The organism is Streptomyces sp. NPDC031132, from assembly GCF_055570595.1.
The window spans coordinates 1-12,687 of the sequence record NZ_JBVIGX010000070.1; the positions used below are offsets into that span (position 1 = coordinate 1).

Genomic DNA, 12,687 nt, shown 5'->3' on the forward strand with positions numbered 1-12,687 from the left:
TCCCGCGCGCTCGCGCACGGCCCCCGGCGTGGGGTCGTTGGGCTGCTTATGGATCACAGGAACGTTCCAGCGCAGAGAAGTTTCGCCGACGTGCGCGCGGCGGGTGGGTGTTGGATTCTCCGATCCACGAGGTTCCAGATCGGCGACCCGTTTGCGTCCTCCGCCGGGACGCCGGACCCGCCCCAACGGTTCCTCGCCGGATTCCAGCTCGAACACGCCATTGCGGACCGTCGTCTCGCTGACCTGGGCCGCCCATGCGACAGCGCGGATGCCACCATGCCCCAGCAGCCGGGCCTCGGTCCCCATCAGCAGCCGCCGCTGCCGCTTGTCCAGATGCGGGAACAACACCCCGAACTTCACGGAGAGTTGATCACGGATCTCGTCTGGAATGCGCATACCACACCAACGAGCCCCGGAACGGGAAGCAACACCTTGTTGATCTGCTCGCCCTTAGACCACGAGACTCACCGCAGGTTGAAGCCCTCGCCCTTCACGTGGGCGAGGGACCGGTAGGCGCGCGCATGCCGCTCCAACTCCTTCAGGAGCCCTCCGTTCACCACCAAACCCGGGGCGGTTCAGTGTGTAATGGTGGCCCGGTCAGGGGCATGATGGCGTTATGAACACTCGCCAGCGCGTGGTTCTCGCGGTGACCGGGCTGGTCCTCGCAGTGCTTGCCGGAGTCTTTTCCTTCATGAGCTGGGATCAGGCCAACAACGTTGCGGGGGTGATCTCAGCCCTGGTGGGCGTGGTGGCGCTTGGCGCCACCATGTACGCGGCCTTGTCAGGGAGCCGGGAGTGGTGGCGGGTCTCCAACACCGGTGGAGGCCGCACCAGACGGGGCTCGGTGAACACCGGCATCCAGCGCCCAGCCAGCGGGGCTGTCACGGCAGGGCCGATGGCTGTGGACAACTCCGGTTCCGCCGAGTCGGACGAGGGGGATGTGAACACAGGCATCAAGTATCAGTCGCTGTAGCCTCCGGTGCGGCAGGGCGTCGGGTGGCATGGTCGATGCCGTCTGCCGGCGGCGGGGGTGGGTGTATGGCGAGGGGCGACCGGACCTCGGCGAACAACACGGGCTCAGCCCAAGCGGGGCCGGGATCCTTCAACAACACTGGCGTGGTCATCGGCGATATCCACCTACCGGACCCGCCAGCGGTTTCCGGATACCTGCATCAAGTGCGCCGTCTGGCCACATTCCAATTCCAGGGCCGCGTGGCAGAACTGGACGAGATGGCCGCGTTCTGCACCGCTCCCAACACAGACGAGCACCACAACGATGGCCAAGGCGCGCCAGGCGGCACGGGCTCGTACTGGCGGTGGCTGGCGCCGATGTGGGCTGGCAAGACTGCGCTGATGGCCTACTTCGTCCTCCACCCACCGCCCGGAGTGGACGTCGTCTGCTTCTTCATCACCGGACGCCTTGCCGGACAGAGCGATCGGACCGCCTTCTGCGAGGTCCTCCGGCGGCAGCTGTGTGAGCTACTCGGCGAAGCGGAGCCGACCGTGACTGACCACACCAGCGATGAGCAGCTCCTTCTCCTGCTCGACCGGGTTGCCAGCGCGTGCGCGGAACGGGGGCGGCGGTTGGTGCTGGTGGTCGATGGACTTGATGAGGACAAAGGCGTTACCTCCGCCCCCAGCTGCCACAGCATCGCTGCCCTCCTGCCGACCCAGCCCCCGCATGGTGCGCGTGTCCTGGTGGCAGGCCGCCCCCACCCCCCGGTGCCGCGCGACGTCCCACCGGGACATCCACTTCGCGACCGCTCGATCGACCACGCCCTGACCGTGTTCGAAGACGCGGAATCCATCCGCGAAGAGGCTGAGGACTGCCTGTTGGCGACTATAGAATCAGGTTTCCTTGGGGCGCAGTTGGTGGGCCTGATCGCAGCCGCGGGTGGCGGCCTGAGTGCGGTCGACCTCGCGCGGCTGGTTCAACCTGAGACGACGACGCGACTAGTGCAGCGCGAGCTGAACAGTGTCGGAGGACGGGCATTCAACACCCGCGATGCACACTGGGACCCCGAATTCTTCCCCGAGTTGTATCTCTTCAGCCACGAGGAACTGCACCGCACTGCAATTGAGTTGATGACTTCTTCGCAGCTCGGGGACTACCGGCTCCGCCTGGGCGGCTGGTGCCAGCACTATCGCGACCAAGGCTGGCCCCGAGAGACCCCCGAGTATCTGCTGCGGGGGTACCCGCGTCTCCTGCGCGAGATCCGTGACGCCCGGCAGTTGGCCGATCTGGCAGCAGACACGCAGCGTCATGACCTGCTGCGGCATATCTCCGGCTCCGACCTCGAAGCGCTCACCGAGGTCTCAGCCGCCTTCACCCTTCTCCTGGACCAAGCCGAGCCTGAAGGGCCGGACCTGACTCGCGCAGTCCTCCTTGCGATCCGCCGTGACACCCTCCGCGACGGCACTATCGCATATCCTCTCCCGCTTATCACCATGTGGGGATTGCTCGGACAGATGGATCGTGCCGTCAGTCTCGCGCGGACCTTCGACCCTTACATGGGGACCGTCGCCTTCACGGACCTCGCCCGTCTCGCACATAACTTGAAGCAGTACGAAAGAGCCGCCGCGTTCGCCCGAGAAGCCACAGAGCTCCACAGCATCAGTAGAGCACCCTACTCGGAGGACCCGGCCCCGGCCCTACCCCTAGCGGACACCCCGCAACCTGAGGACGAGGGCCCCATCCACCTCTACTTCGGGACCGCCGAGGACACCGCAAACGGGGATGATCGGGTTTGGAGCCTCTCCCGTGATGCCGCCGCGCTCCTGCGTGCCGGAGAACGCCACAGGGCTATCGAGCTCGTCGAGGAAGCAGTCGACATCGCCCGCACCACCGGCGCAGCGCGCAGCCGGGCTCACGAGCTGGCCGAGATTGCCGTGCTCCTGGCACACAGAGGAGAACACCAATGGGCTATCGACCTCGCTGACGAAGCCGCCACCATCGCCCGCGACTCTCGCAGCGCATGGGATGAGGCTCATGATGAGGCCGGCATTGCGGTGCTGGTGGCCCACACAGGCGAACACCGATGGGCTATCGACCTCGCCCGCAGCATCGGCAACACGACCATTCAGGCCCTGGCCTTGACCGACGTCTCAGTGATCCTGGCCCAGGCCGGAGAACACCGCACAGCCATCAACCTCGCCGACGAGGTCACCCGCATCATCCGCAGCATCGATGACCTCAAGGTTCAGGCCCACGCACTGGCCGGCATCGTGGTATCCCTGGCTCACGCAGGCGAACACCAGTGGGCTATCGACCTCACCCGCAGCATCAGCGACACGGCCCTTCAGGCTCTGGCACTGGCCAAGATTGCCGTAGCGCTGGCTCAAGCCGGTGAACACCAGTGGGCTATCGGCCTCGCCCGCAGCATCAGCGACACGACCTATCAGACTCGCGCTCTGGCCGACGCCGCGGTAGTCCTGGCCCAGGCCGGAGAGCATCGAACAGCCATTAACCTCGCCGACGAGGTCACCCGCATCGGAGAATCTGGCTTTGACGCCCCCATTCGCCCGCGGGCAAGTGCGGCCGTCGCCCTGGCGCACGCGGGAGAACTCCAAAGAGCTATCGACCTCGCCGTCCGTACTCCTCCCCGGGCGCTTGTGGGACACCCGCACGAGCTGACTCTGTCTCTCCTCGCGCTGGTGCTCGCTCATATCGGTGGCCGGCCCGCTACCAGCGACCTCGAGAGCGTCGTCGCCGATTTCACCCGCTCCGTCCCGGACCCTATGAAACAGGCTCACGCCGTAGCCAACGTTGCTGTGGCATTCGGCATGGCCGGGACCTCGGACTGGGGCCCCCTACTTCCGGACACCAAATATCCCGGCAAGCAGGCCCTGACCCTGACGACCATCGTTGCTTCGGTGCCGGAGGAAACGAGGCGTCAGTACGGCCCAATCCTGGCCAGCGCGGCCGTGACTATCGCCCGCACTTTAAGCGAGCCTCACCAACAGACAGCAGTTTTGTCCCACGTCGCCAAGGCGTACGGGCCCACAGGCCAAGGGCGACAACTGCTAGCCGAGGCACTCGCACTCGGCCCGTGGCATGCCGTCAGCGTGACCGCCCTACAGAAGGTCGCTCCCGAGGCGCTTGCAAAAGCCGCCCAGTGCATGACGGACAACGGTTGAGCTCAGCACCAAACGGACCGCATTCCCTGGATGTCGGCGAACAAGTGACACATTCGGCCGGTCGTACGTCGGCTCACGGTGAAGCGGGCCCCACTGGATGAGACGGGGCCCGCTTCGCCATCCGCGGGGAAACTAGTGAATAGCGCACGACTGTCGGGGCGTGCGCGTAGGCCCGGGTTGCCTATGGGCAACCGGAAGTTCGGCGCACGCCACTGCGATTGCCTGGAGGCAACCAGCGGAGAGCGCCCCTCCTGCTGGCTGCCGTCTACTCGTGGCCCCCGGTCTTGGTGGCTGGCTCGGAGGCGAAGCAGCCCCGGCACTCGGGGACAGCGGCAACCATGCGTTGGAGGCCGCCGCAGTTCTCGCACCGGGGGTGTGCGGTGGTGTCGCCGAGTTCCTCGAGGATGGCCTGGAGGCGGTGCACCGTGAAGTCCGCCTCGGAGATGGCGGCCGGGGCCCACTGCGACGACATCCACCGCAGTGGACCGAGAAAGGCCCGAGCGAAGCTGACCGCGGTGCTCGCGGCGTACGCCCATCGGTTGGTCGCGGCGCTGGGGTCGTCGGGCGCATCCTCGTGGGGAAGTCCGACCGACCAGGGCGGCACGGTCATGGTGAGGGAGGCCAGCCGGTCGCCGACGAAGCCGAGTTCGAACCCTGGCTGCACCCGGGCGCCACCGGCCAGGGCATTGCCACGCGAGCGGCGGCGGCCTTGGCGAACGAGGCATTCTCCCTGCCGGATGTGGAGTACCTGGAAATCGCGCACGACCTGGCCAATGTCTCCAGTGGCGCCATCCCGCCGCGATTGGGCTTCGCTGAAGTCCGACGGGAGCAGATAACGCCGCCCGCAGCCCCCTCGGACAGCGGAATCGACGTGATCTGGCGCCTGAACCGCCCTACGGCACCCCTGAACGGCAGTATCCCCACCGGACTATCTAACTAATCGTTTCAGAATGAGGTGCGCAGGTGACGGAGGCAGATGAGGCTGCAGGCCAGTTCGAGCAGGCCCTGGTGGAGGCCGGCTCGTCGTTCATAGCGGGTATGGAGCCGTGGGCGATGCTGCGTCGGGTCCCCGAGATAGCCGCCGACAAATATCAGTTGTGAACAGTTGCAAGGTCCTGCAACGGTGCCCGTGTGCATTGGAGAGCAGCCAACGGGTCTGACATCGAGGCGATCTTCAACCTCTTCGGCCGCGCTGAGCACGCCGCAATCGGGCGCCGGGAGACGACGCGAGCAGACGTAAGTGACCTACTCGCGAGCCCCGGCCTGGACGTGGCGTCGCGGACAATGGTCGTGGAGTCGGAGGAGGGGCGACTGAGCGGCTTCGTCGCACTGCATCCAGCACCGCAAGCTGGCCAACTCCGGGCGCATCTGCTCCTTACGCCCACAGAAGGCGCTACGGACACGTCCCGGGCACTGTTTCACCTGCTCGACGAGTGGGTACTACGGGACGCGCCACACCCCAACACCCCCGTGACCATGTTCCAGCTTCCCAACTGCCCGGCCCATGACCTCATGGCCGCCGAGGGCTGGAGCATCGTGCATAGCTACACGCGCCTCAGCATTGACCTGGACACCACCGAGTTCCCCGAACCGGCTCAGCCGCCCCTCGGTGTGCGACTGCGCTTCGCTGCCGATGACCAGGACCGGCGCGCTGCCCACTCCGTATTGGAGGACGCGCTGGACGGGCACTGGAACCACCGACGGCGTACCTTCGCCGAGTTCGAACGCGACCAGCGACAGCGCGACGGCCACGACGCGGCTCTGTGGTGGCTGGCCGAGGTCGATGGGGTCTGCGCGGGTGCTGTCATCGCCCGCGACCCGTCGGAGCGCGCATGGATCGCCTGGCTCGGAGTCCTCGACGCCTACCGCGGCCGCGGCATCGGCACGCAGTTGTTGCGCACCGTCTTTCGGCTCCTCCGGGACCGTGGCCATCACAGCGTGGGCGTCGATGTCGATACCCACAACTCTTCAGGCGCCCTAAGCGTCTACCGGGCCGCCGGGATGAGCGAGCGGGGCACCGCTGACCAGTGGCGCAAGACCTACGCCCAACAGCCCTCATAGGCAGTTCAGTTGCGCCCCGGTCTTGCCCTCGGCGATCTCAGTCGGCAGGGTGTCCGCATGCGTGCTGATCTTGTTCCGGATGACCTGTGGGAGCGCGTGGCTCCGCTGCTTCCGCCCGCTCCAGAACGGCGCCGCCCTACCCCGGGCGGTTGCGCGTTCCGGACAGGGCGGCCCTCGCAGGCGTCATGTACGTGTTGCGGACCGGTGTCGCGTGGCGCGATGTGCCCACCGACACTGTGGGCTGCTCCGGAGTCACAGCCTGGCGTAGGCTGCGCGACTGGACCAAAGCCGGCGTATGGCCCCGCTTGCACGCCGCCCTGCTGACTGAGTTGCGCCGCGCCGATCTGCTGGACCTGGACGACTGTGCGGTGGACGGGTCGCACGTCCGGGCTCTCAAAGGGGGGATCACGTTGGCCCCTCGCCCGTCGACCGATCCCGTTCCGGCTCCAAACACCATCTGATCGTTGACCGCCACGGAACTCCGCTCGATTCCGTCGCCCACACGGTCTTCCACTCCGCGCTGCTGCTGGACGGCACCGCCGAAGCCCGCGGCCCGCGCCGCACCGTCGTCGGGCAGATGGTCTGGAACCTGGAAGAACTCGCCGCAGCCCGCCGCGACCACGGCCCCGAAGTCGTCCTCACCCTTCTCGGCCAAAGCCGGCTTGCCCCGACCCCCGCGCAGAACGGCGCCCCCGCCCGGACCCTGGCGAACGGAACCACCGGCGCGCGCCTGCACCCGTACGTTGACCTCCAGCCCGCTGGCAGCCGCGCCGCCGACCTCAAGTCCCTCGGCTACACCAGTGCCGGTTCTCCAGGCTGACGTGTGTCTCACGAGACACCAACCCCCACCCGCAGGAGTGTCCTCGACCCTCAGGAGAGATGGCCCCGTTGGGCTGAAGCCCGACCACGGCGTACCCGGTGCGCAGTGCGGGACACGCCCGCGCGGCGGGCGACGGCGGCAACGCTGATCTGGGGTTCGTCGGCTCGACGACGGCGCTCCCCAGGCCGCCCCGGCGGTGATCACCGGCTACAAGGCGGCCCGGACCCGACCCCTGACCCGTGGCCAGACATCTGAAGAACTGGCGGGTCCTCACCAAGATCCGCATGGAGCCAAGGTGGGCGACTGCGCTGGTGTGGGCCCTGCTGGTGCTGACGAAACAGGGAAGTCGCCCGCTGACGGATGATCTTGTCGGTGGACTACCGCCCCGGACCTGCCCGAGCCTGCCGACGCCTACGCACACCAGGCCGTCTGACGTGCAGTTTCCACGATGCGCAGTGCCAGTGTGGATGCGCTGAAGTTTGGTCAGCCTGATCGCTGCCACGCTGCTGGCCGTGGCCCTCGCCCGCATCAGCCCAACCGGGCCGCCGTCCGCGATGGAGCTGCGGCCTGAACTGCTCGTCCTCGGCGATCTGCTGGCCTGCTCGACACCTGCCCGGGCAGAGGTCAGGGCGGTGGTTCTGCTTTCCGTGGGTCCTCACGCCAGCCGGATTGATCTCGGATGTATCTCCGGAAATGGCTACTTTGTCGGGCTGTGACGTCCAACGTCCCAGGTTCGTTCCATCTTGCGATCATCGTGACCGCGTCGAACGGCCTGTGCTCCTGCTCCTGGCCGAACTTGGTGGGATTGTCAGACCACGGTTCGTCGGGGCTGTTGCGAGTGAAGTGAGCCAGAGTGCGGTCAGTCATAGGCGTGACAAGTTCGAACTGTCCACCAGTCATAGGCGTGACAGGTTCGAACTGTCCACCGTCATCGGCTTGGCGTATGACCAGGGCTGGGTTGCCGACTGGTGTCACGGGCGGGTTATGGGTTGCATCGGGGAAAATGATCGTTGTTGGCCCAACCCATGGAGAGTCGATTGTGGCTCTGGAGTATTGGACGATGCGGTCGTTGATACGGGCGACGACTTCGAGCGGGCGAGCGTCCCAGGTGCTCTCGGCCATGCTGACCGCATCCACAAGTTCACCTCCGCCGAATAGGTTGGGTCCATGCCACGGGGTGGTTTGATCACCCCGTCCGAAATGGGCGAGTCCCCCACCTGCCATCGGCGTGACAACTTCAAGATTGTCAAGTGGAAGCATATCTTGAATGAGAGCGGGATTCCCGCGTGCTTTCATTTCACCTTCACCGAACTGGGGGAGAAATGTGGGGCCGTGCCACGCGAACGATGGATCGCACCAGAAATGGGCAACGCGAAAGCCGATACGCGCTACGAGCTCCAAATTTCCGGTTCTGCTTTGAATCATGCTTAGAGCCGCCACAGCCTCCGTTTTGGCGAAGCGCGCGATAATATCCCAAAAAGTCGATTCCAAAGGCTGATCATAATGCTTCCGCAGGTGGTCTATCCCACCCTCCGCGAGCGGGGTCGCGAATTCGAAGTTTATGTTTCTAGGGCCATACGTTTGAACCATGGCCGGGATGCCGTGAGCAACACCCGGAGATGCTGGGGTCGTTTCGTTTGCCACGTGAAGGCAGACACCGAGAAGCCCCGCGGTCACGTCTGCGATAATGAGCTTCATCTCCTCCCAGGGTGGCTGGAACTCCCTGCCCCACTCAACAGTAGCGCAGATGACTTTGCGCAGATTCGGGTTAATGAGATGCCGAGAATAGGCGTAGTCGTCGATCGTTCCACATGTCGGGTAAAGATCAAAGGATTGGAACGAGCCGTAGAGTGTTTGGCGCACGCGGCTGGCGCTACCCGAAAAGCTCTGCGCGAGGGCTTTTGCGGTATCCAGATCGGCGGGATCGCAGTACTCGGCATACTCCAGATCGGTGTCTATGCCGCGCTTTCCATCGAATGCGGAATTGCGGAAGTTCATCGTTGGATCGATTGTTTGGGTGTTGTCGTCACCCCAGCTGAAGAGAACGTCTTCACTGAAACTGTGGACATCGACAAGCCATTGAATCGACGGATGGGAATCAAGCAGGGACCTAACATTTCGAGTCTCGGGTTCGGAAAACGCCTCCGGGCCCTGGTAGCGTTCAAATTCGCAGTGATTCTTCGACGCCGTCACGTTCCCCACCGCCGCTGGAGAGAACGCTCTCTCGAAGTCGAAGAGAAAATCGTAGTTTCTATTGATGTCGACACCCCAACATTCCGGAGCCGGGGGCGGATTGCTGTCCAGATTGGGAGGCGGCCGACGATTCTTGCGCCACATAACGGCGTTCTTGTCATATTGGTGAGTCATACTCCAGTGGCGACCATCCGGGTTGACCAAAGGAAAGACCAAGATGTCAATTTGGTCGAAGACTTTCTGCAGCTCTTCCGGGCTAAAGGACATATTACCGTAGCGCAGGCCCGCTTTCTTGTCCAAGGCTCGCAGAAAATCTGAAATAAAGTTGTTGAGGATTTCGCAGCTACCCCATTCCCGGGCGTGCACGCCGCCCGTGAGCATGAGGATCGGCCTGTTCTCTGCCGGCGCGCTACTGAGTCGGATCGCATGGCATGTTCGCCCGTTATGCGTCAGATTGCCCAAGGTGATCAGCTCGCAGGTCGACGGATGGTCTCTCGCGATGTTGGATAGCAGGGTCTCTACCTCATCGACGTACTGGTAGCGATCGTCCATTTTCGCCTACCCCCTAAATCAACTCTCCGACTCCTGCCGGAATGCTGCCATCCGCGAACCGATTCTCTTGCACATTCACATCGCGTCGAGATAGACGTGCCGTTGTGACGTCCGCGATTATGTCGACAGTGATACCCTGGGGTCGGAGCAAGTCGAGAGTCTCATTCGACGCGTAACACACGACGCGGGGTATGCCGTCGGGACCCCGTCGCACGCCTTGTTCAGACACGATCTTACTGCCGTTATCCCGCATTACTGAGGCCAACAGGTTCGCGTCGGCACTCGCTATTACGGCCCGCATAATCCGTAGCCCAGGAGCTCGCGCGTAGATACCAGCCAGATCGACCAAGGCGGCCTCGAGGAGCGCGTTGTCAGCGTGCTGCAGGTAGATCGACGCGCGCTGGGCGGTGGCATCGACTGCGTCGGCGAGGTGGTTGTGACCGGTCAGCTCCGACGACAGCTCAGCCAACAAGTCGGCTATCTGGATGAAGTTGGTGGTGCCCGAGGTGGCCGCGGCCTGCTGGTAGCCGCTGAGCGCGTCGCGAGCGGCGGCCAACGCGTCCGTGTCGCGTTGCGTCGCCCACAGCCGGATTGCCAGGGTATGCAGGCCCGACGCCAAGGAGAACCGATAGCCGGCCATCTCACCGGCCGCGGTCGACGGGTGCGCGCGCAAAACATCCACTGCCGCCTTCTGAGCATCGACCGCGTCGGCGAGGTGATGGTTGACGGTGAGTGTTGTGGAGAGTGAGGACAGCAGGCCGGCAATCTGCACTGCCCTCGCGTCAGCGACTCCTGCGGCTTGCCGAAAGTCGGTCACTGCTGCGCGTGCTACGGGCAGGGCATCGCTGTCACGTTGTTCGGCCCAGAGCGCCACTGCCAACTCGCGCTCGGAGTCGGCCAGAGCGAATCGGTAGGCGGCGATTTCTTCCGGGTTCGGCGTGTGTGCCTTGAGTATGTCGACGGCAGCCTGCTCTGCAGCTGTCGCGTCGGCGAGGTGATGGTTGACGGTGAGTGTTGTGGAGAGTGAGGACAGCAGGCCGGCAATCTGCACTGCCCTCGCGTCAGGGGCGTCAGCGGATGCTCGCAGAGCTTCAATCTCAGACGCTGCCGATCCTGACGCTGCGGATCCCTCGGTCATCAGGCATCTCCTTGGCACGGCATGCCAATTCACCACAACCACGCTACGTTGGCGCAGGGTAAGAGCCAGACTTAACCGGTCATGCTCTGCGTCTCCAGCTTCCAGCGAGCGGCGTAAGCGACAATGCAATGAATGCCACTCTGGAGGCTTGCAGCTGACCTCAGCCACACTCCTGAAGGTAGCCCGTGAAGATTGCGATGGGGAAAGATCAATTGCCAGCCCGCCGAGCGCTCCTCAGCCGCTTCAAACTGGAAGGCGAGGCGACTCCTTCCGCCTTCATCCCCAGGTTCCCGCGAATCGCTAGCTTGTCAAATTGAGGAAACGCGCGGCGGCTGTAGAGGCCACGGTCGCGCTCGAGGTGTGGCGGGACACCTTCGGGGAGTCTGTGGGTCTGTCGACAACGTCGAAGCCGATCTGGTCGATGAATTCGGTGACGGCTCGCTTCGCTTGGTCGTCATCGCCAGCGATCGATATGGCACGTCTGTGAGGTGCGCCTGACGGGCGGGCGTGCTCGACGATATGGGCGGCCATGCTGGCGTTGAAGGCCTTGACGACGCGTGTGCCGGTGAGGTGTGCGGCAAGCATTTCGCTTGCCGCGGTGTCCCCGTTGTCATTTGCGGGGACCTGTCCATCACGTGGAGCGAAGTAGTTGTTCGCGTCGATAACGATCTTGCTGGCCAGGGGTTGCACCGGGATCTGCAGCACATTGCGGAACGGGATCGCCACAACGACCAGGTCGCCAGCCGCGCCGGCACACAAGACCAAGTGAGACAACACCCCCACCCACCGCCGGGAACGCCTCGACACTGAGCGTTTTCAACGAGGCCACTGATCGGGTGAGGCTGGCGAGATCGAGGTGAGGACCGCAACGCACAAGGCTCCCGTGCTGTTGGGGGAGGTGTTCGACGTCTCAACCAAGCGGCACAGGAGCCCTGTTGGTTCCCTATCCTGCCGCACTCGACCTCCCTCACGCCCTGGTCGAGTGGGTCACCATGCTCATCGTGCCCGTGAGGGTGGCCGGCGGTGCAAGCTTCCGCCGCACCAGCGCGCGCTCGTCGCTCTGGTGTACCTACGCCGCCACGACACCCTCACCCGGATCGCGGCCGGCTTCGGGATATCCGTCGGTACCGCCCACGCCTACGTCACCGCGGCGATCGGCTTGCTCGCCGAACGGTCCCCGGGCCTGCTCAAGACTCTGCGTGAGCATGATCCCGAGTTCGTCCTGCTGGACGGCACTCTCGCCGAGTGCGACCGCGTCGGCGACAGCCGTGCGGACTACTCGGCCAAGCACCGTCGGCACGGCGTGAACGTCCAGGTCGTCACCGACCCCGCCGGCGAGTTGCTGTGGATCTCGCCCGCGCTGCCGGGCCGCACCCACGACCTGACCGCGGCCCGCACCCACCGCATCATCCGGATCTGCGAACGCCAGGGCGTCCCGATCCTCGCCGACCGCGCCTACCAGGGCGCCGGCCCCTGGGTCACCACCGGTCTCAAACGGCCACCGGGCGGTGAACTTACCCTCACCCAGCGCACCGTCAACCGGGCCCTGGCCGCGGCGAGGGCACCGGTCGAACGCGGCATGGCACGGCTGAAGTCATGGCAGATCTTCCGCAGATCCCGCGTCAGCCCCAACCGCGTGACCGTCATCACCAAAGCCGTCCTCACTCTGGAGAGGCAACGCTGAAAACGCTCAGTGTCGCCGCGTCCGGTCTGTCCGGTCCGTCGGACGGGATGTGCACCGGTGTTGGCGATGGGCCGACGTGGGTGGGTCGGCATTCGGTAGCCT

9 protein-coding genes and 4 pseudogenes are annotated in these 12,687 nt (G+C 64.8%); 8 read left to right on the forward strand and 5 right to left on the reverse strand.

From position 1 onward, the window contains the following. Window positions 1-396, reverse strand: a pseudogene (locus tag ACZ49B_RS38515) (hypothetical protein); the annotation flags it as partial. A gap of 220 nt (window positions 397-616) precedes the next feature. Here ACZ49B_RS38515 and ACZ49B_RS38520 point away from each other — a divergent pair. Together ACZ49B_RS38520 and ACZ49B_RS38525 are read left to right on the forward strand one after the other, a co-directional pair. Continuing rightward, window positions 617-973, forward strand: a complete 357-nt coding sequence (locus tag ACZ49B_RS38520) for a hypothetical protein (RefSeq protein WP_468315831.1) — start codon at window positions 617-619, stop codon at window positions 971-973. Between the two features lie 143 nt (window positions 974-1,116). Continuing rightward, window positions 1,117-4,137, forward strand: a complete 3,021-nt coding sequence (locus ACZ49B_RS38525) for a hypothetical protein (protein WP_468315834.1) — start codon at window positions 1,117-1,119, stop codon at window positions 4,135-4,137. Between the two features lie 265 nt (window positions 4,138-4,402). Here the strand turns inward: ACZ49B_RS38525 and ACZ49B_RS38530 are convergent, their stop codons facing one another. Continuing rightward, on the reverse strand, window positions 4,403-4,801 hold the full coding sequence (locus tag ACZ49B_RS38530; protein WP_468315852.1) for a hypothetical protein: 399 nt from the start codon (window positions 4,799-4,801) through the stop codon (window positions 4,403-4,405). Here ACZ49B_RS38530 and ACZ49B_RS38535 point away from each other — a divergent pair. The 5 genes and pseudogenes from ACZ49B_RS38535 to ACZ49B_RS38555 all read left to right on the forward strand — a co-directional run. Next, window positions 4,712-5,077, forward strand: a complete 366-nt coding sequence (locus ACZ49B_RS38535) for a GNAT family N-acetyltransferase (RefSeq protein WP_468315836.1) — start codon at window positions 4,712-4,714, stop codon at window positions 5,075-5,077. The two genes, ACZ49B_RS38530 and ACZ49B_RS38535, sit on opposite strands and share 90 nt — an antisense overlap. 23 nt (window positions 5,078-5,100) lie before the next feature. After that, window positions 5,101-5,238 carry a hypothetical protein gene (locus ACZ49B_RS38540; protein WP_468315839.1) on the forward strand — a complete coding sequence of 46 codons (138 nt, stop codon included), beginning with the start codon at window positions 5,101-5,103 and terminating at the stop codon, window positions 5,236-5,238. A gap of 375 nt (window positions 5,239-5,613) precedes the next feature. Beyond that, window positions 5,614-6,198, forward strand: coding sequence for a GNAT family N-acetyltransferase (locus ACZ49B_RS38545; RefSeq protein ID WP_468315842.1), 585 nt, complete (start codon window positions 5,614-5,616; stop codon window positions 6,196-6,198). A gap of 57 nt (window positions 6,199-6,255) precedes the next feature. After that, window positions 6,256-6,685 (forward strand): annotated as a pseudogene (locus tag ACZ49B_RS38550) (IS5 family transposase); the annotation flags it as partial. 9 nt (window positions 6,686-6,694) lie between these two features. Beyond that, window positions 6,695-7,018 (forward strand): annotated as a pseudogene (locus tag ACZ49B_RS38555) (DNA polymerase III subunit alpha); the annotation flags it as partial. Between the two features lie 624 nt (window positions 7,019-7,642). Here ACZ49B_RS38555 and ACZ49B_RS38560 read toward each other — a convergent pair. From ACZ49B_RS38560 to ACZ49B_RS38570, 3 genes are all read right to left on the reverse strand, one after another. Continuing rightward, the gene (locus tag ACZ49B_RS38560) at window positions 7,643-9,763 is read right to left on the reverse strand and encodes a M14 family zinc carboxypeptidase (RefSeq protein ID WP_468315845.1); all 2,121 of its coding nucleotides are present in this window, start codon (window positions 9,761-9,763) and stop codon (window positions 7,643-7,645) included. A gap of 13 nt (window positions 9,764-9,776) precedes the next feature. After that, window positions 9,777-10,814 (reverse strand): hypothetical protein, encoded by a 1,038-nt coding sequence (locus ACZ49B_RS38565; RefSeq protein ID WP_468315848.1) that lies wholly within the window; start codon window positions 10,812-10,814, stop codon window positions 9,777-9,779. 387 nt (window positions 10,815-11,201) lie between these two features. After that, entirely contained in the window at window positions 11,202-11,627 is a 426-nt protein-coding gene (locus ACZ49B_RS38570) for an NADPH-dependent F420 reductase (protein ID WP_468315850.1), read from the reverse strand. 209 nt (window positions 11,628-11,836) lie between these two features. On the opposite strand from ACZ49B_RS38570, the pseudogene ACZ49B_RS38575 reads away from it, so the two are divergent. After that, window positions 11,837-12,585, forward strand: a pseudogene (locus tag ACZ49B_RS38575) (transposase). Window positions 12,586-12,687 lie beyond the last annotated feature (102 nt).

What these genes read in the sequence shown, in the direction of transcription:
- ACZ49B_RS38520 (WP_468315831.1), top strand. Translation starts at nt 617, where the DNA reads ATGAACACTCGCCAGCGCGTGGTTCTCGCGGTGACCGGGCTGGTCCTC.
- ACZ49B_RS38545 (WP_468315842.1), top strand. Translation starts at nt 5,614, where the DNA reads ATGTTCCAGCTTCCCAACTGCCCGGCCCATGACCTCATGGCCGCCGAG.
- ACZ49B_RS38560 (WP_468315845.1), bottom strand. Translation starts at nt 9,763, where the DNA reads ATGGACGATCGCTACCAGTACGTCGATGAGGTAGAGACCCTGCTATCC.